Here is a 20,411-nt window from a genome sequence, read left to right on the forward strand (position 1 = left end):
AAAATCGCTGCGGTGTCTTAGGCATCAGGCCAGAATCGATAAGTGCTAGGACGTTCGAAATAGTTCTTGTTTTGATAATTAAATTAATCTAATCATTACACCACGTAACTAATGATGTTCCCGCTCCCACCTTTATCCCCTCCAGCTAACTCCCTACATTGATCTCCAACGCCTCTCCCATCATTCCGACGGGAAGGTCACTGGAGTTTCCCTCATGCCTTTTGTAAGCGTACGCATCACCCGCGATGGCGTTACCACTGAGCAGAAAGCTCAGGTGATTGCGGAGATCACTGAAACACTGGAACGGGTTCTCAACAAACGTCCTGAGCTGACCCACATCGTGATCGAGGAAGTCGACACCGATAACTGGGGTTACGCCGGCATCACCACCACCCAGTACCGCAAGCAACTGGCGGAAGAGGGGAAGTCATGACGGGGTCGGTGACTATCGATTTCGTCTCCGATGTGGTGTGCCCATGGTGCGCACTCGGGGCGACGGCGCTGGAGCAGGCGATTGAGAACGTGGCGGGTGAGGTGGCGGTCGAGCTGACCTACAAGCCGTTCGAGCTGAACCCGGACATGCCGGCCGAAGGCGAAAAAGCCGTCGAGCACCTGATGCGCAAATACGGGCGCACTGCCGAGGACGTCGCCTCTGGCAAAGCGATGCAGATCGCTCGCGGCGAGGCTATCGGTTTCACGTTCGATCTGGAAAAACGCACGCACTTCTACAACACCTTCGACGCTCACCGTTTGTTGCTCTGGGCGCTGGAAGAAGGACGCCAGGTGGCGTTGAAGAAGATCCTGCTGCGCGCTTACTTCAGTGAAGGGCAGAACCCGAGTGATCAGCAGACGCTGGTGCGGCTGGCGGGTGAAGCCGGGTTGGACGAAGCCCGTGCGCGCAAGGTGCTGGCGTCCGGCGCCTTTGCCGAAGAGGTGCGTGAACTGGAAGAGTTTTACCGACAGCACGGCATCAATTCGGTCCCGGCCCTGGTACTCAACGGTCGTCACCTGGTGTCCGGCTCGCAGTCGGTCGAGTACTACGAACAGATGTTGAGACAAATGGCACAAGCCTGATTACCCGGTTTTTTCAAATCATCATTTATCAGTAGAGGTTCATCATGAGCAATTCGAAAAAAGTCGTTGTCATCACTGGCGCATCCCAAGGTCTCGGCGACGGCATGGTCAAGGCCTTCCGCGAACTCGGTTACCAGGTCGTCGCGACTTCGCGCTCGATCAAGCCATCCACCGATCCGGACATCCTCACCGTGGCTGGCGACATCGGCGAACCAGAGACCGCGCAGCGCGTGATTCGTGAAGCGATCGCCCGTTTCGGCCGTGTCGATACCCTGGTCAACAACGCCGGGATCTTCATCGCCAAGCCGTTCACTGCGTACACCGCTGAGGACTACGCCAATGTGTTGTCGGTGAACGTCAACGGCTTCTTCTACATCACCCAACTGGCCATCGCCGAGATGGAAAAACAGGGCAGCGGCCACGTGGTCAACATCACCACCAGCCTGGTCGACCACGCCATCGACGGTGTGCCTTCGGTACTGGCCTCGCTGACCAAAGGCGGCCTGAACGCGGCAACCCGTTCCCTGGCCATCGAATACGCCAAGCGCGGCATTCGGGTGAACGCGGTCTCGCCTGGCATCATCAAGACCCCGATGCACGGCGAAGAAACCCACGCCGCATTGGGCGCACTGCACCCGCTCGGGCACATGGGCGAAATCGACGATATTGCTCAGGCAGTGGTGTATCTGGATGGCGCCAAGTTTGTCACCGGCGAGATACTGCATGTTGATGGTGGGCAGAGCGCGGGTCACTGAGACCTGGTTCCCAGACGGCAGAAACAACAAAGCCCTCGTATTGCTACGAGGGCTTTGTCGTGGAGCCTGCGCTGCGAATCTACCCTTGGCTTTCATCCATCTGGATCAAAACGCCGGGTTTTTCATGTAAGGCGACGTATTGCCGAAGTTGTTCAAGCCGCAGGTCAAGCTCCAGCAAGAGGCGGTTACGGGTAGTCATCACTTCATGTTTGTTGAAGAAACCGGGTTCAACCGTGTAGAGATTGAACGTACGGTTTATCTGCGCGGGGGAACAAATAACGTGATAGTTGTCAGCGTGGTGGTTGTAGAGCGATATCATTTCACCGCTCGTGCTATCGGCCTGGTGCATAAAGAGCATCGAGATGCTCTGGCCTTCGCGTATTCGGACATTTTTGTCGGCGAACTGGAAGCACGCCTCTTTACCATCCCTTAGTTTGACCCAGAATTCATGTTCCTGGACGTTCCTGCTACTGACATAGGACGACGATGAGCCACCGCCGACATAGCCGCTGCCGTTGCTGATGTACCCACCGCCAGAATGATGGGAATGCCCGGCATGCAGGTGCAATTGGTTACGTTTCTGGGTGTCGAGGACTTCGCCGGTTATGACGAAAAAGTTGAACTGGCGCCCGTAATGGTTGAACGGTTCATTGATGAATAGTTCGTCCTGAGGGCACAGGCTGATGTCATACATCGTGCGGATCATTTCATCGCGTGCAGCCTTGTCGTTTTTCGCTTGCTCCTGGAGCTCGGCCCGACGGGTCTTCGCATCTTCAATCGCCTTCAGGGCTTGCGCCTTGACGATTGGTGTCTTTTCCTGGGCATAGGCGGCGGCTTTTTCGCTGGCCTCCTTCAGGACTGGTGCTGCTTTCTGACCGGCTTCCACCACCAGGTCCTTGGCTTTGTGCAAGGCCTGTGCAGCCTTGGCGGCCATTTCAGGGTTGGCATCGATGGCTTTTTGTTTCAAGTCGCCCCAGAGACTCATGTGTCGCTCCTTTTTGACTCTTGCATGAAAAGGCCGCCCGCAGACGTAATGCCCAACCACTAATGTAGGAGCGAGCTTGCTCGCGAAGGTCGTTAACGATGACGCGTGTTCACTGGCTAAACGTAGCGCTCTTGTGTCCTTCGCGAGCAAGCTCGCTCCTACAGTGGATCAGCCGCCCGCAGGCGGCCATTCAATCACTCAACCGCTGTCGTCAATTCCGGGTTGCCGAAGCCTTTGAGTTCAGCATTCGATTTCTCGAAGTAGAGGCGCCAGAACCCTTCGAGGTTCTGGATCATCTTGCCGCTGCGATAGCCGTTCTTGATCTGCGTAGGCACGAATGCGGCGCCGTGAACGTAGACCCGGGCCCCGGAGAAATCCGCCAGCAAGTTCTGTTTTTCGACCTTCGCCAATTCCACGGCAGGGTTGATCTCGCGAATACCATTGTTGGTATAGAAACTGCCGAAATCGCTGTATTCGAGCATGTCGGACATCAGCAGGATGACCTGCTCGTTCACGCCTTCGGCGTTCTTGATGTCATCGCCGATGGACTTGAGACTGAACAGGATTTCGCTGCGCGGAATGTCCGAGCTGGATTTGCCCATCGCGTTGGCAAACGCCTTGCCGAACCGCTGGTACAACGCAGCGGACTGGCCCTTCAGGCAGGCATCGAACTTACGGCTGGCCATCATCGGTACATCGCCGAGGACGGCCGGATCGATGGGTTTTTCAAGTTCTCCGGCGAATTGCAAGCGCGTGTAGTGGCCTTCCAGGTAAGCGCTGAACGAGTAAAGACGCAGCTTGTCACCGGGCTGGATGAAGCGCTTGATGTGGCCCCAGGCGGTCTTTTGCAAGTCCGGCGTCAATGGCGTTGTCTGGTCGACGACGACTGTCAGCAGGCGGCCGGAAGGTGCGCTGCGAAAGCTTTCGATCTTCGCTTGGGCGTAGCAGCTCGGGACATCGTTGCGCTCCGCCGCCACGAGGGCAGCGGGGGCAAATGCCAGAGCCAGGATCAGGCTCTTGAACTTCATCAAACCTCCGACTTGTCGAGCAGCTGGAGTTTGCGGGCGCGGCGGATGATTGCGGCATCCACGCCTTTTTTGTTGGCCACGTAGTCGATGTCGTCGTCTTCGTACCCGGTCAGGTCGCCGAAGGCGTTGTGGTCAAAGGTGGACTGCGCAGGTGCGGCCATCGGAGCCGGCGTCGGGGCTGCTTCAACGGGGACGGCGACTTCGACCACGGAGGCCTCGACCCCCGCCACGACTGGGGCGGGTGCCGGTGCAGCCGTTGGCTTGGCGGTGAATATACTCAGAGCGGCAAACTGCTTTTTGAAATCTGCCAGGGTCGGATCGTTATCGTCGATTTGCTCGAAACGAGGGCCCGCTACCGAGATCAGGTCGTTGATCCTTGCGTTGTCGCTCGCTTCAATCGCAGCGGTCAGGTCTGCCACGACCTTCTTGAAGTAGTTTTCGATGACCTTGCGACTTTCTTTGCCGAGGTTGTCGGTTACATGTTTGCGCGCCTTGGCTGCATTTTTTTCGTCTTCCTGGGCGATATAGGACTCGAACGTACGGTTCAACAGGTCCGAACGCAGGGCTTCCAGTTCTTTGCCGCCGACGCGGAACACTTTCATCTGCAAACCTTGCAACGTGCCCAGCGATGCCTGGGCATCGTTGGCAACCCCTCGGGCTTTGTTGGCGTGGTAGCGCATGAAGTCATCGGCACTGGAGAACTTGTGCGTGCGTTCCCAGGCCTTGCGCGAGTGTGTGCCGGCAAAACCGAAGATGAAGGCCAGGTACGTCGAGCTCGCCTGGATGAAGATAAACAGACCGCTCAGTACGGCGAAGGTCACCAGCGATGCACGGTGCAGCGAATCGATCTGGTCCTGGGCTGATTTGTGGGTGGCATTGTCGGACAGCGCTTGCATGTCATCTGGAATCGGCACGCTGTCTGCAGATGGGAAGTCGTCAGCGGACTGCACCATGGCGGGCGGATTGGCGATCAGGTCGGATTCCTGAGCGTTGAGGGTTTCGGTACGCACCCAGAACGCGGCCACTGCCAGACCAATGATGAACACGCCATAGCCGATCAGCATGGTGTAGCGCTTGGCCGGCATGTCGCCATCTTTATCCACTTTCACGCGGTTCAGCATTTGCTGATACGGCGCGCCGCCATCGTCGTCGTGGGTGTTGTCGATAGTGATGATGTGAGTGCTGATCATGTCGCCGCCCGCGCCGGTGCGACGCAGGTTTTCATAGGACATGATGTTGTCGACGACGCGGTTCTTGTAGAGCGCGCGCCCGGCAAACTCGGAAAGGAACAAGCCGATGATCGAGATCACCAGGCCGATGGCGAAAGCGCCGGCCAGTGCGGTGTTCGGTGTGGCCAGTGTCAGGGCAAAAGGCGCCAGTGCGAAACCGAAGGCCGTGGCCTCGATCAGCATCAGGACGATGATCAGCGTCCAGAGGCCAAGGCCTTTCTCCCGCCGGCCATCTTCCTGGATCTTGCCGAGGTAATCCTGGCTGCGACGGAAGTTGGCTTCCGAGGGCTGATGTTCCCGGTAGTACTTGTCGTAGAACGAGCACAGCTCCAGTTCCGAGGAAAGAAAGCCGATAGGTTTGGTGTTGGTCTCGCTTGGCTTTTCTTTTTCGCCGGGATGTTTGACCCAGTGACTGATCCGGCCAAATCCAGGCAGGCGAATACGGACTTTCATCAGCCAGTACTTGAAGGACGACCAGTAGACAATTACCGGGATCGAAAGCAGGACCGTAAAGACGACCGGGATGATCACATACCAGTACGCGGTAAAAAACGAGCGGAAAATTTCTAGCATTGCATTGTCCCTTTAGACTTAACGGCGCTTTGGTGTGAACTGAGCGACGTAAGCGTCACCCTGTTTCGGGTAATAGATTTCGCCAGCGATGGCGCTGCCGGCACGCTTGTCGAAAACGATGTCCATGCAAGTCACGGGAGACTTGGACTGGTCGACGGCAAATACCCGATAGAGAATCTTGTTCTCCCCTTCATAGGTATTGGCGACGGAGAGGTACGGCTGGCTCTGATGCTTTTGCGCGGTTGCGTAGTCCGTGATGAATTGCATTTTTGGCGCCTGAGCGACCTTGGCGTCATCACGCAGAACTGCAATCGGGCCAACGGTGACGGAGTGACCGTTGACCGCCGTTGCCCAGGGCTTGCCGGTCAGGCCGGGGAAGAATTCGTTGGTTGCGAACTCATTCAGCGGCTTGTCATCGGCCAGGCTCTTGACCTGGCCTTCGATACGCGGAAGGTCGGCAACACATGAACTCAAGGGTGCAGTCGCGTTGGCGGTGCCGATCACGGAGAAGGGCGAGCTTTTTGGCGTGATGCCCATGGCCAGGATCGAGCGGGTGTCGGTGACAACATTGCCACCGAAGTCGACTCCCCCTTTACCGTCCAGTGGAACGGTTGGCGATTTGGCAGGTGAGGCCGGCAGGGGGGTCGGTGCCTGGGCAACCGGTTGCTGCACTTGCGCGCTAGGCTTTTTGCTCGCCGTCACGATGGGTTTGGCAGTGGTCGATTTAGCCTCTGACGGCTTGGCCTTGACCACGGGCGCGGTGCCATGTGCCAGGTACTTGGCGTTGCTGCGTTCGCTACGGACGCGTTCAACCAGCAATTGCTCGTTGTCGACCTCGACAAACTCGACGCGACGGTTCTCGGTGCGACCTTGCTCTGTGTCGTTGCTGGCGACAGGTCGGGACGCCCCGGCGCCCTGGTAGTAAATGTCCTGGCGAGCGATACCCGCATCCGCCAGGATCTGGCCCACGGCACGAGCCCGTTGCTCGGACAGTTTCTGGTTGAATTCAGCCGCACCGGTAGCATCGGTGTGGCCAACCACCAGAATCTTCTTCAGTGTCTGGGGGGCTTGCTGGACTGCCGGTGGCTTTTCGGCCAATGCTGCGGCCAGGCGCGTGAGCTTGCGCCTGCCATCAGCGGTCAGTTCCGCCGAACCGACAGTAAACATTTCGGACGACTGCAGTTGCGCTTCAACACCCACGGACTGCACGTTTGGTGTGGCCGCAGGCTTGGCAACGTTGGCATTCAGCTCGTTGACCTGCATCACCAGGCCTTCCTCTTTGGCGACAGCCTGCAGCCTCTGCACCCGCTCGCGGTACAACAGTGCGACGCCACACCCTGCGCCTGCACCGATCAATGCACCTTTCTTGTAGGCATTGGCGTCGCCTTTTGTTAACGCGACGACGGCAACCCCCAACACCGCACCCACCGCGCCACCAGCAACACAGGCACTGGTCCCGGAAGACTGCCCCATGTACTGATCGACGTGGGCGCAACCACTAAGGCCGACGGCGATCGCGACGGCGAGCGCTGTCGGTCTCAAAATACGATTCAAAAACATCCGAATGCCATCTCCCCATTCCATAGCCCGTCAAACTGACGGGAATTTTTTTCAGCCAATGGCTGAATGCTCCAAGCTCCGAGGGTGATCAAGAACGTCACGACCGGGTTGTGTGTTGGTTGGTTTTTTTGCGGACGAACAGCGCCAAAGCCGCGCGCATGCGTCGCGGCTTCAAGAAAAAGAGTGATGCCAGGATTGAGGCAGAAGCCCATGGGAAAAATATCCTATAAGTGCAAGCACTGAGAGCCTGCACATCCATGTCCGTATGCCGCTGTACCCGCGAGGAGGAGTGCAGCGGGTACAACCGCGGCTATGATACTGCTGTTTTGCCAGATGATGGCACTGTGATATGCAGAAAAGGGCAACGAGATTGTGGGCAGTGGCGAGGGAAATGGCTAAAAGCTGGGAGTAGAGGGCGGGGATTGAGGGGCGCAGAAACAACAAAGCCCTCGTATTTCTACGAGGGCTTTGTTTTGTATGGTGCCGGCACCAGGAATCGAACCCGGGACCTACTGATTACAAGTCAGTTGCTCTACCATCTGAGCTATACCGGCGTGTTAGGGCGACGATTATAGCGATTGGGAAGGTTCTGTAAACCCCTGAATTCAGACTATTTTTGCGCGGAGCTTGATCGAGTGTTTCCAGCGCTCGCTGATCGTGATCACGTGGGGCAAAACGAGGTGGTAGAGCCGCTGTTTCATGCCTTTGCTGTTGCCCATCTGTTGCCCGGTTATGTCTTTTGATCGCATGCTTATGCACAACAGGATTTTTGAATCACCCGGTTAACAGTACTTTTGTAGATCCGTTCTCATTAGCTCGCAAATGCCTGTTTTTCTGGTTTTTTATTCTGTGTACGAAATGTGAGCAGTGGCGTATCAGCGCTGAAACAGCTGTAAAGATTGGATCCACGAATATTTCATCAACAGAGTTATCCACAGGGTGTGCGGCGTTAACAGCGTTCCGCCAGCAGCAGGATGTTGCGTGGTGTGAGCGAGGCTTCGCAGAAGGTGCCGAGGCGAACCGAGTATCCCTGTTCTTGTAGGAAAAGAGCCCGATCCAACAACAGCCATAGCTCCAGCGGGCGGCGGAAAAGCCCGCGCAGTAGCTCCAGATTGCGGACTTGGGCAAGACGCTGCCAACCGGCGGCCTCAAGTGCGGGCCAATTTTTGGCGCCGATTGTGGATAACTCCTTGAGATCGGCCAGGTGTTGGCAGTATTCGGCAAAGGGTTTTTCCAGCCAAGCGCTCGGCAGGGATGGCGTCGAAAGGTATTCGTCGACGCCGCGTAGTTGCCTTTGCAGCAAGTCGAAGCCCAGGCGTCGGGCCATCGAGGTGTCGCGTTGGCGTCGTACGCGAGCGCCGGCGGTGACGGTTTCACTCATCGGCAGGCCCAGATCATCCAGGGACAGCTGCAGGTTAGAGCGTTGGGCGGCTGAGGACATTGGCGAGTAACCGGCCAGGCTGGTCCGGTTGTAGCAGCAAGGGGCGATGGCGAGTTGTTTGCAGCCGGCTGCGCTGGCGAGCCGGATCAGTCGCACATGCAAATCGCCACAGGCATGCAGTGCAACGGGTGTGTGCTGAGCTTTCAATAGCGAAGCCGCATCGATAGCCAGTACATCCTGTTCGACATGCAGCGCGTGCAGTCGATGGCGCTGGCTGAGCGCCTGGCCGCTGGCAACCAGCGCTGGATCGTATTCCAGGCAGGTCAGTTGCTGTCCGGTTTGCAGCAGGCGTCGGCCCAGATGTCCCTTGCCCGAGCACCAGTCCAGCCAATGTTCGGCGGTATTGGCAAATTGCAGTCGGCTGGCGAAGGCCTCAATTTGCAGCCACTTGCGGCCCGGCACATCCACGTTCAATCGATGAACTGGCGCTTGGAGCGCATGAGGAGGCAATTCATCCACCGCACTCAGCGCCAGTGACATGGCCGCCAACGACGCAAAAGGCTGCGGGGCATCCATAAGGGCAGGGTGGTTGTGTGCGCTTTCCGCCTCTTCCAGCGACCGCCCGCGTAGCCAGGCGGCCAGTTCGGGGTGAGTGGTTTCCCAAGGCAACTGCAGATGAGTGAACGGTCGTGGTTTCCACAGCGCCCGATGCGCTGTCAGAAAAGTGTCCAGCGCGGTGAAACGGGCGAGTAGTTCCTCGCCCGTCAGCACCTGGGGATCAACGCCCTTGGCAGGCATCGACGCGCAACCAGCGCTCCAGCAGCTTGAAGCCGCGTACCAGCACGTAGGCCATCAACAGATAGAACATGCCAGCGGCGAAGAAGATCTCCACCGGCAGGTAGGTCCGGGCGATGATGGTGCGGGCCATGCCGGTCAGTTCCAGCAGGGTCACGGTGCTGGCCAGGGCGCTGGCCTTGAGCATCAGGATCACTTCGTTGCTGTAGGCTGGCAGGCCGATGCGCGCGGCACGGGGCAGCATGATGAAGATCAGCGCCTTGGTTTTAGACATGCCCAGGGCTCGCGCCGCTTCGATCTCACCCGGTGGAATGGCCTGGATGGCGCCGCGCAGGATCTCGGCGATGTAGGCCGCGGTGTGCAGGGTCATGGTCGCCGTGGCACACCAGAACGGATCGCGCAGGTAAGGCCACATGGAGCTGTTACGGATCGCGTCGAACTGCGCCAGCCCGTAATAGACCAGGAACAGCTGAACCAGCAGCGGCGTACCACGGAAAAAGAAGATGTAGCCGTAGGGAAACGCCCGCACCCACCACAGGCGCGACGAACGCGCGATACCCAGCGGAATCGCCAGCAGCAGGCCGGCTATGACGGCAATGGCCACCAGTTCCAGGGTCAGGGTTGCACCCTGGGCCAGTTTCGGCAGCCACTTGATGATGACTTCCCAGTTCATTGGGTGCTCCTCGCGAAGCCGCGGGCGGCGCGTTTTTCCAGGAAGTGCATGCCGGTCATGGCCAGGATGGTCAGGCTCAGGTACATGAACGCAGCGACCATATAGAAGGTGAACGGTTGCTTGGACACGGTCACGCCGATCTGCGCGTGGCGCATGATTTCTTCCAGGCCGATCACCGACACCAGCGCGGTGTCTTTCATCAGGATCATGAACAGGTTGCCCAGGCCGGGCAGGGCGATGCGCCACATCTGCGGCATGATCAACTTGGTGAAGATGCGGAATTTCGACAGGCCCAGGGCCACTCCGGCTTCACGGTGGCCTTTAGGGATGGCGAGGATCGCGCCGCGAAACACTTCGGTGGCGTAGGCGCCAAAGCACAGGCCCAGGGCAATCACGCCGGCGGCGAAGGCATTGAGCTCAAGGTCCGGATTGCCGAAAAACTCGCCCAGGGCGCGCATCAGGTTGACCGTGCCGAAGTAGATCAATAGCACCCAGAGCAATTCCGGGATGCCGCGCACCAGTGTCGAATAGGTGCCGCCAAGCCATTGCAACGGCTTGTATGGGGAAGTCTTGGCCAAGGCGCCGAGCAGACCGAGCACCAGCCCCAGGCACAGGGCCGAGAGTGCCAGTTTCACAGTCATCAGCGCGCCAGCGGCGAGCGCCGGGCCGAATCCGTAGAGGTCGATAATCATGGATTTCTTTTCAAATCGCGGCAGGCAAAACCGTGAACCGGCGCCATCAGGCGCCGGCCAGGCAGGTCAGAATCAATAGATGCTGAACGGGAAGTACTTGTCGTTGATCTTCTTGTAGGTGCCGTCAGCAACGATTTCTTTCAGCGCGAGGTTCAGCTTTTCGCGGATCGGGTCGTTCTTGCGTACAGCGATACCGATCTTGTCGCTTTCTTCCACCGGGTCGCCTTTGAACTCGTAGGATTTGCCTGCGTCGCTCTTGAGCCACTCGTAGTTGACGTACTTGTCGGCCAGGATGCCGTCCAGTCGACCGGAAGTCAGGTCCAGGTAGGCGTTTTCCTGAGTGTCGTAGAGTTTGACCTCAACGCCTTCCATGTTGTCTTCCAGCCAGGTACCCGCCAGCGTCGCGCGCTGTGCGCCGATCACTTTGCCTTTCAGCGAGTCCTTGTCGGTCTTGAAGTCGACGCTTTTCGGCGCGATGAATTGCAGTTTGTTGGAGTAGTACGGGTCGGTGAAGTCCACCGCCTGCTTGCGCTCGTCGGTGATCGACATCGAGGAGATCAGGAAGTCGAACTTCTTGGCGTTCAGGGCCGGGATGATGCCGTCCCAGTCGGAGGTCACGACGGTGCACTCGACTTTCATCTTGGCGCACAGGGCGTCGCCGATTTCCTTGTCGAAGCCGACGACATTGCCGCTGGCATCTTTGTTGTTGAACGGCGGGTAGGCCGCTTCGATGCCCATCTTCAGGGTTTCAGCCATGGCACCGGCGCTGAACGCCAGGGTAACGGCGGCGGCCAGGAAGACCTTCTTGAAATTCTGCATGCGTTTAGCTCCGTTAGCGGTTGCTGGACATGAATTGTTTGCAGCGCGCCGAAAGCGGGTTTTCAAATACCTGCTGTGGCGATCCTTGTTCTTCTACCAGGCCCTGGTGGAGGAACACCACTTCGCTGGAGACCTGACGGGCAAAGCCCATCTCATGGGTGACCAGCAGCATGGTGCGGCCTTCTTCAGCCAGTGCGCGGATGACATTAAGTACTTCCTGGACCATTTCCGGGTCAAGCGCGGAGGTGGGCTCGTCGAACAGGATGACCTTGGGCTGCATGGCCAGGGTGCGGGCGATGGCCGCGCGTTGTTGCTGGCCGCCGGACAATTGCGCCGGGTAGGCGTGGCGCTTGTCGGCGATGCCGACCTTGGCCAGCAGGGCTTCGGCGACTTCGATGGCTTCGGCCTTGCTCTGGCCGAGCACGCGGCGCGGGGCCTCGATGATGTTGTCGAGCACGCTCATGTGCGGCCACAGGTTAAAGTTTTGAAACACAAAACCGATTTCGCTGCGCAGGCGGTTGATCTGCTTGCCGTCGGCAGCGACCAGTTCGCCGTTCTTCGCGGCCTTGAGCTTGAGTTCTTCGCCGGCCACCAGGATCTGGCCCTGGTGCGGGTTTTCCAGCAGGTTGATGCACCGCAGGAATGTGGACTTGCCGGAGCCGGAGGAGCCGAGGATCGAGATCACGTCGCCGTCGCGGGCGGTCAGCGAGATGCCCTTGAGCACTTCCAGCGAGCCGTAGCGTTTGTGCAAGTTGCGGATTTCAAGCGCGGGCGTGGCCTCAGCCATGTGCGTTCCTCATTGTGTATTCGCTCCTGCTGTTGGTGGCCTTCCTGGCGAGGCGGCCAAGCTAGCATAGCGTTTCAAAGGCAGCCAACAGCGCTACGGGCAGTAAACGGGTGGCATGTGGCAGGTTGTCGCATCGGCACAGCAGACTGTCGCCCCATCAACAACCGAACAGCCGTTTGAACCCTGCTTTCAGATAAAAGCGCGGTGGCTGTCGCGTAAAAAAGGGCGCGATGTTGCCAGCTTTGGCGGGGGGTTGGAAGCGCTAACCGGCCAAAGGTGGCGGATCTGCCCTTTTATCGTGCGTCGAGGGATTTTTGCGTGTGTTTCCGGTGCGCTGGTTCGTCCATTAAGTGAGTCGCAGGGTAACGCTCTGGCAAAGTGCCATTAATATCAATGGCTTGCGATATCTGTCCGGTCGGGGCGAAATTCCCGTGCTAGAGGGTTTTGAAACATTTTGGCGCAAATATTGCGTGCAGATTCCGGAACGCTCCGTTTGTTTCTTTTTACAAGAAGGAACACAAGCGGGATGCACGCATTCGCTTTTCCTTACAAAGGTAGTTTCAATGAGCAGTACCCAAAGCTCTAACGGCCTCGAACAGGGGCTCAAACCGCGGCATGTCACCATGCTGTCGATCGCCGGGGTAATCGGCGCCGGCCTGTTCGTTGGCTCGGGCCACGCCATCGCTGCAGCAGGCCCGGCCGTGCTCCTGGCTTACGCGGCCGCCGGCATGTTGGTGGTGTTGGTGATGCGCATGCTTGGTGAAATGGCTGTTGCCTCGCCGGACACGGGCTCCTTCTCGACATACGCCGATCGCGCGATCGGTCACTGGGCCGGTTTCACCATCGGCTGGCTGTACTGGTGGTTCTGGGTGCTCGTCATCCCGTTGGAAGCCAACGCCGCCGCAACCATCCTGCATGCCTGGTTCCCTGGGGTAGACATCTGGGCCTTCGCCCTGGTGATCACGATGCTGCTGACCGTGACCAACCTGTTCAGTGTGAAGAACTACGGCGAGTTCGAGTTCTGGTTCGCGCTGATCAAAGTATTAGCGATCATCGGATTTATTATTCTCGGCTTGGCGGCAATCTTCGGCTTCCTGCCGAACAGTCAGGTCAGCGGCGTTTCGCATCTGTTCGACACCCAAGGCTTCCTGCCAAACGGCATGGGCGCGGTGCTGGGTGCAATTCTGACCACCATGTTCTCCTTCATGGGCACCGAGATCGTGACCATCGCGGCCGCGGAATCGAAAGACCCAGGCAAGCAAATCTCCAAGGCCACCAACTCGGTGATCTGGCGGATCGGCTTGTTCTACCTTGTATCGATCTTCATCGTCGTGGCCCTGGTGCCTTGGAACGATCCGATCCTGGCCAGCGTCGGTTCCTACCAGACCGTGCTGGACCGCATGGGCATCCCGAACGCCAAGATGATCGTCGACATCGTGGTACTGGTCGCCGTGACCAGCTGCCTGAACTCGGCGCTCTACACCTCGTCGCGCATGCTGTTCTCCCTGGGCAAGCGCGGTGATGCACCGGCCATGTCCACCCGCACCAACAAAAGTGGTACGCCATACTGGGCAGTCATGCTGTCCACTGGCGCAGCGTTCCTGGCCACATTCGCCAACTACGTCGCTCCTGCTGCAGTGTTCGAATTCCTGCTGGCAAGCTCCGGCGCCATTGCGCTGCTGGTGTACCTGGTGATTGCGATCTCGCAACTGCGCATGCGCAAGCAGCGTATGGCTCGCGGTGAGAAAATCGTGTTCAGCATGTGGCTGTTCCCGGGCCTGACCTACGCGGTGATCGTGTTCATCGTCGCCGCCTTGACCATCATGCTGTTCCAGGAAGCTCACCGCGTTGAGATCCTCGCGACCGGCCTGCTGGCCGTCATGGTCGTCGCTGCCGGCTTGCTGGTGGCACGTCGTCGCAAACTGGAGAAGCGTGGCGCGGTAGTGCTGAGCTGATTCGTACCGCGTAATGTAAAACGGCCGCTGTCAGTGATGACGAGCGGCCGTTTTTGTTTGAGTCGTAACCTTTACTCGGCTTTTTCTTCCGGCGCTTCCAGCGACTCGCGGTAGACATCCAGTGCAGCGCTGAAATCGGCGATGAACTGTGGCTCGCTCAGCCATGCCTGGGCGGCCTCGCGGTCCATGCCGTCGGCCCACATGCGGTAGTCGATCAGCATGTCGGCGGCCAGGTGGGTGGCGGCCATGCCTTCGTCGTCGGCGTTTTCCATGTCCAGCAGTTCTGGATGGTCGATGATGATAAAGGCCAGGTTCGTCAGCAGCACCGAGAGCATTTCGCTGCGGCTGACGGCTTCCGCGTCGCGCATTTTGCTGAACATCGCCAGGGTGTATTCCGGGATCGGCTCGGCGAGGTGGCCAAGGTCATCGTCCAGTGCAGCGGGTTTGCGACCGTGGATGTTGATCTGCTTGGCTTTGGCTTTTGCGCGCTTGGCGCGTTTCTGTTGCTTGTTCAGGGAGGCCATGGGAACTCAGTTCGGTTTCTGTTGGGTTTGCGCAGCAATAGCGTCGGATGCCGCCACATAGTCAGCCTGGAAAGCTGGGGATTCGATCCACGCCAAGGCGCCGGCTTCGTCGGTTTCGGTGGACCATTGGCGATATTCGATCAGGGCGGCGAGGATGAAGTCCATCGCGCCTTCTTCGCCTTCCTGCTCGTACACCAGTTCCAGCAACGGGTCTTCGAGGAAGGCCGCGCACATGGCTTGCTGGCTGAGCTTCTCGGCGTCGATCATTTTCTTGAACAGTTCGGTCAGGTCCACCGACTCGAAGTCGATGCGATCGTCGTTCGGGTCCAGCTCCACCGGCGCAGCAGCCCGCTGGGTGCGGTTCTGCTTGGCCTTGGCCTTGGCGCGGGAGGCGCGTTTGTGTTGCTTGTTGGCGGAAGCCATGGGCGTCGTTCCGTAATTCGTTGAAAAGGGCAGGTGACTTAGCTGCGAGGCACTGTCCGCCCGGGTGTGTCGGGGGCCAGCTCGCCGTTTTGCAGCCATGACAGTGCAATGGGCCATAGTGTGGCTTGGTATGCGCTGCGAAAAAAGGCGAAATGTCCAACTTCCTGTTCGCCGATGTCTTCGGGGGTAATGCGCAAGTGAGTGTTGGTGCTGGCGGTGAAGTAGCCGAGCAGGCGTTCGATGGCCGGGATTGTGCCGTAGGGATCGTCGCTGAGGCTGATCGCCAGGGTTTTCGCGCTGACGGCGGCGAAGTGCCTGACATGGATGTCCTGGCCGCTGGGACGCTTCTCGTAACGCGCGGTGGGCGTGCTCCAGTCGCGCACTACACCGGCTGGCGTGTCTTCCAGCCAGCCGAGGCGTTTGCCGGGAAAGTAGCCGCAGAGCATCGTCACCAGCGGCATCACCACATGCCACTTGCCAAACATCCGCCAGCGATGAGCGGGTTCATAGTCGCGCCAGTAAGCGAATTGCGCGCCGACCGTCACCAGGCGACGTATTAGCTGTCCGGACGCTCCCAGCCCCGCTGCACAGCCACCAAAGCTGTGACCGACCACATCGATCGGCTGACCTGGAAACTCACGCTGTGCGCGCTTGAGCATCGCCTCGAAGTCCAGGGCCCCCCAGTCGGACCAGGACGCCTTCAGTCCTTTCATCGATGCGGGCCGTGATTCGCCGATGCCGCGGTAGTCGTAGGTGATGACATCAAAGCCGTTGGCAAACAGGTAATCGGCGAAGCGCGAGTAGTGTCGGCAGCGCACCGATGTGGCGGCGTTGATGATGACGACTGCTCGGGAAGCGTCCGGCTCCGCATGCCGCCAGGTGAAGCCGCCAAGGACGAAACCGTCGGCGGCGGGTTGCTTGAACGGTTCGCCCGAAGCGCCAGTCGTTAACGGCAGCTCGATTTGAGTGGGGGCGAGGGATGCCATGTCCTGCACATTCATTGGCGTCGGACCTTTGCGGGTAGCTGACAACAATAGTCTTCACGCCGCGTATGAACAATCCATCACGGTTCCTGATGAAGTCGCTCTTCAAGCACTGCCCGCTCTCGATCCAGTTCCGCGCGTAACTCTTCCTCGCTCGGCAGTACCAGTTGGTATTTGCTGGCAAATAATTGTTCGTTGCCCTCCAGCACTGAGTAGCGCACTACGGACTCATCCTTTTGCGCGCAGAGAATGATGCCGACAGTGGGGCCGTCTTCTTCTCCCAGGAAATCCTGCAACTGTTCGATCAGAGCCTGTTCGATCTCGCTTTCCTGAAGCCTGCCGGCACTGGGCAGGCCAAGGAATTCCAGCACAACCGGATCGCGGATGAAGTCCCGAGGGCTGGCCTTCATTTGCTGAATATTGGTGGTTGCTTCCTGAATGACGGGGCAGCGATCGCGGCTCGCCAAAAGACGTTCGTAGTACAGGGTATTGATCTGGCGCTCCAGCGCTCGGCTTGACCAGTTTTGGGTGGCAGACTCGTTCATGTACCAGAGGCGGGCGTTTTCGTTGTCGACTCTTAGCAGCCTGCGGTAGTGGGTCCAGCTCAATTCGTGACGCAGTGCGTCACACATTGGGAACGCTTGGTAGAACAGGCGCATATACCGAAGGTTGGAGGCGTCGAAGCCCTTGCCGAATTCCGCTGTAAGTACCTTGGCCAAGGTCGAAAGCAATTGTTTTCCATACCCCGCCCGCCGGGCTCCTTCCTGCTCGAATTCGACAATATGCCGACCGATTTGCCAGCAGCTTTGCACTTGAATGGTATCAACCGCGCGCAACACCTTCTGTCGTGCCTGGCGGATCAGCTCACCAAGATTGCCAAGCAGTGAGGTGATTGGTGGGTCTTGTGTGTCATCGGGTACGAGGGCGCTCATGGAGTCTTCCGCAATAAGCTGAACAGGCAGAAGAGAATGGCAAGAGAGCATGGGTCGATGCTGCAGGGCGCAGCTGAAAAGACCGAAGGACCGGACTGATAGGCGTGAAGGGTGACGGAGCGATTCACGTAGTACGTTTCGTAGTGGCTCCAAGTACAAATCGTTCTAGAACACGACGACGGCGCCGGAAATCAAAATTGAGTAACGATTGGGTTCCATGGAGCCCGGGAGTCGTCATCATGAAATCTGTGAAGTCACTGTTCCTGCCCTTTGTCGCCATCGGTGTGTTGATGTTTCCGATTGCACCGCACGCCGCCAGCCTCGAGCCGATCGACAATTCGGGCGTGCAGGTTCAACGGCAGGAACAAAACGGAATTACCTACCTGTCTGGCGGTATCGGTGAGGATGAGGCGAAAGCGATCCAGCAAACCACCGGTTACAACCTGCATATGACGTTCTCTGTCGGCGTCGAGAACAAATACATTCCGGACGTCGATGTAGTCATTCATAACGCGCAGGGACAGAGCGTGTTGACCCTGACTCAAGCGGGTCCGCTGGTTTACGTCCAGCTGCCTCCTGGCAAGTACACGGTGGTTGCGACCCGTTCTGGTGAACAGCGGCGTGATACCACGGATGTTGGCACGGGAACCGCGCGCAATCTGGTATTTCACTGGAATGGTGATGTCTAGCCGAGTGTAGGCGGGAGACGATTTCGTCAGCGTTCAAATCCGCAAACAACAGCTTTCACTGCTGTTTGCGGAACATCGCGCGCTAGAGTTTTCGGTTTGCCGGCGTGCGATGGATGGTTTGCTGAACAAACACCTGGGGGATGCGTTAGCGGATGCTGCGGATATTGCCTTTGTTGCCTTTTACGGTGACGGATACTTTCTTGAAGATGAAGTAGTTTTCTTCGTTCACTTCATAGCGAGGGGCGACGATCAGGTCGGCGCCGGAAGATTTGACCGCTTTGTAGGCCGCCGCCGATTTGACCGCGCTGACCGGGTCCAGGCCAAGGCCGCTCAAGCCACCGCTCTGGCCGCCATAGCTGACGCCGTCGGCAAATTGCGAGTCGCCGCCAAATTTGAGGAAACCGAACAGGACGTTGACCGAAGACTGGCCGGAGATCGCGTCACCGACAGCGATGTCCGCTTTCAGGTCGGCTTTGACGGTGCTGTCGATTGGCGAGGACGGCTGGCTGTTGTTGTAACTGACGCAGCCGCTGGCGGTGGCAATGATTGTCGAGAGGGCGAGGAACTTCATAAGCGTGTTCAATAGCTGCTTCCTTACGTTTAAACGTGAATGCATGCAGGCAGATGTGCTGCTGCCGTATTTTCACTGGGGAAGCTTTTGCCATCTATGAGAGGGATCCTAAAGCGCTGTATGAGCAGTTGGCACAAGTGGCGGGAAAAGGTGCCTGATAGGTGTAGGAAACTTCGGTGGCGGTGAATTTGTTAAATCCCGGTCATAAAAAGCGCAATCCTGCCTACTGGTTCAGACCCTCGACCCTACCGAGCTTTTTCTTGGGAACCGAGCATATTTTTACTATTTTTCCTCGCCGCCGGAGTCGAGCATGATCCAGCGAAACCAATAATAACTGACCGTTTCAGCGGTCGGCATGGGAGTAGCGTGTGCTCGATCTCAACTACTGGCAGCAGCGGGCTGCCCGGCAAACATTCATTCAGAATGCCTTGATCGCAGGGCAGCAGGTCGCGTGCGCTTCAGGTGCGACTTTCGAGGTGATCAATCCGGCGACCAACCAGCTGCTGGCCTGTGTCACCGCCTGTGGCGAGGACGAAGTGAACCTTGCCGTACGCTCGGCTCGCCGGGCGTTCGAAGAGGGGCCGTGGGCCCGCATGGCCCCGGTGGAACGCAAGAAAATCCTGATCCGGCTCTCCGAACTGCTCCTGGCCAACCGCGAGGAGCTGGCCCTGCTCGACTCGTTGAGCATGGGCAAGCCGGTCATGGATGCCTACAACATCGATGTGCCTGGCGCGGCCCATGTGTTCGCCTGGTACGGTGAGGCCCTGGACAAGCTCTACGACCAGGTCGCGCCGACCGCGCGCAATGCGCTCGCCACCATCACCCGCGAGGCCCTGGGAGTGGTGGCCGCCGTGGTGCCTTGGAATTTCCCCCTGGACATGGCGGCCTGGAAGCTCGCGCCGGCATTGGCCGCGGGTAACAGCGTGGTCCTCAAACCCGCCGAGCAGTCGCCATTTTCTGCCTTGCGCCTGGGTCAACTCGCGCTCGAGGCCGGCATGCCGGAAGGGGTACTGAATGTTGTCCCGGGGCTGGGCGAAAGCGCCGGCAAGGCCCTGGGATTGCATCCTGATGTGGACTGCCTGGTGTTCACCGGCTCGACCCAGGTCGGCAAGTACTTCATGCAGTACTCGGCACAGTCCAACCTCAAGCAGGTCTGGCTGGAGTGCGGCGGCAAGAGCCCGAACCTGGTCTTCGAAGACTGCCAGGACCTGGATCTGGCCGCGGAAAAAGCCGCGTTCGGCATTTTCTTCAACCAGGGCGAGGTCTGCTCGGCCAATTCCCGGCTCTACGTGCAACGGTCTATCTACGATGAGTTCGTCGATCGCCTGATCGCCAAGGCTCGGACCTGGATGCCCGGTGATCCGCTGGACCCTGAAAGCCGGGCCGGTGCGATCGTCGATAGCGAGCAAGCCGCCCGCATCATGAAGGCGATCGAGCAGGCGCGTGGAGAAGGCGCGAAACTCCTGGCAGGCGGTGAAAGCCTGACGATCAATGGCTCTTCGAACTTCATCCAGCCGACAATTTTTGCTGGCGTGGATAGAAACATGAGCCTGGCGCGTGACGAGGTTTTCGGTCCAGTGCTGGCCATCAGTGCCTTCGACACTGAAGAAGAGGCGATTCAGCTGGCCAACGACAGCATCTACGGTCTCGCCGCTTCAGTCTGGAGCGATGACCTGAACCGCGCTCATCGTGTGGCCCGGGCCTTGAAGGCCGGGACTGTCTCGGTCAACACCATGGATGCACTGGATGTCGCCATTCCATTTGGTGGCGGCAAGCAGTCCGGTTTCGGGCGCGATCTTTCCCTCCATTCGTTCGACAAGTACACGCAACTTAAAACCACCTGGTTCCAGCTTCGTTAAGAGCGCTTCCCTCGGCCACGTCGCAAGGCGTGGCAGGGAAAACCCATCTGCACGCACTCCCCGGGGTGGCGTGCTTTTTCTGCTTGCCAGGCAGCTGGGGCGGTCATCCAGTGCCCTTTGGTCG

At 58.5% G+C, this 20,411-nt stretch carries 21 protein-coding genes and 1 tRNA gene; 6 read left to right on the top strand and 16 right to left on the bottom strand.

Annotation, left to right across the window (positions count from 1 at the left end; translation table 11 throughout):
- The first annotated feature begins 214 nt into the window (after positions 1-214).
- The 3 genes from ACYP2Q_RS12475 to ACYP2Q_RS12485 are packed head-to-tail and all read left to right on the top strand — an operon-like array spanning position 215 to position 1,829.
- The gene (locus ACYP2Q_RS12475; RefSeq protein ID WP_274075115.1) at positions 215-433 is read left to right on the top strand and encodes a tautomerase family protein; all 219 of its coding nucleotides are present in this window, start codon (positions 215-217) and stop codon (positions 431-433) included.
- A complete protein-coding gene (locus ACYP2Q_RS12480) occupies positions 430-1,074 on the top strand; it encodes a DsbA family oxidoreductase (RefSeq protein WP_459730741.1) in 645 nt (214 codons plus the stop codon). Before ACYP2Q_RS12475 ends, ACYP2Q_RS12480 begins: the two co-directional genes overlap by 4 nt.
- Before the next feature lie 44 nt (positions 1,075-1,118).
- A complete protein-coding gene (locus ACYP2Q_RS12485; RefSeq protein ID WP_459730742.1) occupies positions 1,119-1,829 on the top strand; it encodes an SDR family NAD(P)-dependent oxidoreductase in 711 nt (236 codons plus the stop codon).
- A 79-nt stretch (positions 1,830-1,908) separates the two neighbouring features.
- Here ACYP2Q_RS12485 and ACYP2Q_RS12490 read toward each other — a convergent pair whose 3' ends face one another.
- The 11 genes from ACYP2Q_RS12490 to ACYP2Q_RS12540 all read right to left on the bottom strand — a co-directional run bounded on the left by ACYP2Q_RS12490 (position 1,909) and on the right by ACYP2Q_RS12540 (position 12,351).
- Positions 1,909-2,814, bottom strand: a complete 906-nt coding sequence (locus ACYP2Q_RS12490) for a hypothetical protein (RefSeq protein ID WP_459730743.1) — start codon at positions 2,812-2,814, stop codon at positions 1,909-1,911.
- 194 nt (positions 2,815-3,008) lie between these two features.
- Positions 3,009-3,842, bottom strand: coding sequence for a hypothetical protein (locus tag ACYP2Q_RS12495; RefSeq protein ID WP_459730744.1), 834 nt, complete (start codon positions 3,840-3,842; stop codon positions 3,009-3,011).
- Complete coding sequence (locus ACYP2Q_RS12500) at positions 3,842-5,644, bottom strand: hypothetical protein (RefSeq protein WP_459730745.1); 1,803 nt, start codon at positions 5,642-5,644, stop codon at positions 3,842-3,844. The genes ACYP2Q_RS12495 and ACYP2Q_RS12500 overlap by 1 nt, the downstream gene beginning before the upstream one ends.
- A gap of 18 nt (positions 5,645-5,662) precedes the next feature.
- Positions 5,663-7,198, bottom strand: coding sequence for an OmpA family protein (locus tag ACYP2Q_RS12505; protein WP_459730746.1), 1,536 nt, complete (start codon positions 7,196-7,198; stop codon positions 5,663-5,665).
- Positions 7,195-7,416 carry a hypothetical protein gene (locus ACYP2Q_RS12510; protein ID WP_459730747.1) on the bottom strand — a complete coding sequence of 74 codons (222 nt, stop codon included), beginning with the start codon at positions 7,414-7,416 and terminating at the stop codon, positions 7,195-7,197. Before ACYP2Q_RS12510 ends, ACYP2Q_RS12505 begins: the two co-directional genes overlap by 4 nt.
- 266 nt (positions 7,417-7,682) lie before the next feature.
- Positions 7,683-7,758 (bottom strand) — tRNA-Thr (locus ACYP2Q_RS12515).
- Positions 7,759-8,153: 395 nt separating this feature from the next.
- Positions 8,154-9,383 (bottom strand): methyltransferase, encoded by a 1,230-nt coding sequence (locus tag ACYP2Q_RS12520; protein ID WP_459730748.1) that lies wholly within the window; start codon positions 9,381-9,383, stop codon positions 8,154-8,156.
- Complete coding sequence (locus tag ACYP2Q_RS12525; protein ID WP_459730749.1) at positions 9,364-10,053, bottom strand: ABC transporter permease; 690 nt, start codon at positions 10,051-10,053, stop codon at positions 9,364-9,366. The genes ACYP2Q_RS12520 and ACYP2Q_RS12525 overlap by 20 nt, the downstream gene beginning before the upstream one ends.
- The gene (locus ACYP2Q_RS12530; RefSeq protein ID WP_046815302.1) at positions 10,050-10,745 is read right to left on the bottom strand and encodes an ABC transporter permease; all 696 of its coding nucleotides are present in this window, start codon (positions 10,743-10,745) and stop codon (positions 10,050-10,052) included. Before ACYP2Q_RS12530 ends, ACYP2Q_RS12525 begins: the two co-directional genes overlap by 4 nt.
- A gap of 72 nt (positions 10,746-10,817) precedes the next feature.
- Positions 10,818-11,564 carry an ABC transporter substrate-binding protein gene (locus ACYP2Q_RS12535; protein WP_046815301.1) on the bottom strand — a complete coding sequence of 249 codons (747 nt, stop codon included), beginning with the start codon at positions 11,562-11,564 and terminating at the stop codon, positions 10,818-10,820.
- Positions 11,565-11,577: 13 nt separating this feature from the next.
- Positions 11,578-12,351 (bottom strand): ABC transporter ATP-binding protein, encoded by a 774-nt coding sequence (locus ACYP2Q_RS12540; RefSeq protein ID WP_007972784.1) that lies wholly within the window; start codon positions 12,349-12,351, stop codon positions 11,578-11,580.
- Between the two features lie 563 nt (positions 12,352-12,914).
- Here ACYP2Q_RS12540 and gabP point away from each other — a divergent pair.
- A complete protein-coding gene (gene gabP, locus ACYP2Q_RS12545; RefSeq protein ID WP_459730751.1) occupies positions 12,915-14,306 on the top strand; it encodes a GABA permease in 1,392 nt (463 codons plus the stop codon).
- A 71-nt stretch (positions 14,307-14,377) separates the two neighbouring features.
- Here gabP and ACYP2Q_RS12550 read toward each other — a convergent pair whose 3' ends face one another.
- The 4 genes from ACYP2Q_RS12550 to ACYP2Q_RS12565 all read right to left on the bottom strand — a co-directional run bounded on the left by ACYP2Q_RS12550 (position 14,378) and on the right by ACYP2Q_RS12565 (position 17,168).
- A complete protein-coding gene (locus ACYP2Q_RS12550) occupies positions 14,378-14,830 on the bottom strand; it encodes a hypothetical protein (protein WP_459730752.1) in 453 nt (150 codons plus the stop codon).
- A gap of 6 nt (positions 14,831-14,836) precedes the next feature.
- Positions 14,837-15,253, bottom strand: coding sequence for a hypothetical protein (locus tag ACYP2Q_RS12555; RefSeq protein WP_459730753.1), 417 nt, complete (start codon positions 15,251-15,253; stop codon positions 14,837-14,839).
- 38 nt (positions 15,254-15,291) lie between these two features.
- The gene (locus tag ACYP2Q_RS12560) at positions 15,292-16,254 is read right to left on the bottom strand and encodes an alpha/beta hydrolase family protein (RefSeq protein WP_459730754.1); all 963 of its coding nucleotides are present in this window, start codon (positions 16,252-16,254) and stop codon (positions 15,292-15,294) included.
- A 62-nt stretch (positions 16,255-16,316) separates the two neighbouring features.
- Positions 16,317-17,168, bottom strand: coding sequence for a PDDEXK nuclease domain-containing protein (locus ACYP2Q_RS12565; protein ID WP_459730755.1), 852 nt, complete (start codon positions 17,166-17,168; stop codon positions 16,317-16,319).
- A 239-nt stretch (positions 17,169-17,407) separates the two neighbouring features.
- Here ACYP2Q_RS12565 and ACYP2Q_RS12570 point away from each other — a divergent pair, with 239 nt between their 5' ends.
- Positions 17,408-17,857 (top strand): carboxypeptidase regulatory-like domain-containing protein, encoded by a 450-nt coding sequence (locus tag ACYP2Q_RS12570; protein ID WP_459730756.1) that lies wholly within the window; start codon positions 17,408-17,410, stop codon positions 17,855-17,857.
- Positions 17,858-18,002: 145 nt separating this feature from the next.
- Here ACYP2Q_RS12570 and ACYP2Q_RS12575 read toward each other — a convergent pair whose 3' ends face one another.
- Positions 18,003-18,428 (bottom strand): hypothetical protein, encoded by a 426-nt coding sequence (locus ACYP2Q_RS12575; RefSeq protein WP_459731038.1) that lies wholly within the window; start codon positions 18,426-18,428, stop codon positions 18,003-18,005.
- Positions 18,429-18,796: 368 nt separating this feature from the next.
- Here ACYP2Q_RS12575 and ACYP2Q_RS12580 point away from each other — a divergent pair, with 368 nt between their 5' ends.
- Complete coding sequence (locus ACYP2Q_RS12580; RefSeq protein WP_459730757.1) at positions 18,797-20,287, top strand: aldehyde dehydrogenase; 1,491 nt, start codon at positions 18,797-18,799, stop codon at positions 20,285-20,287.
- Positions 20,288-20,411 lie beyond the last annotated feature (124 nt).

Source organism: Pseudomonas sp. MHK4 (genome assembly GCF_054600775.1).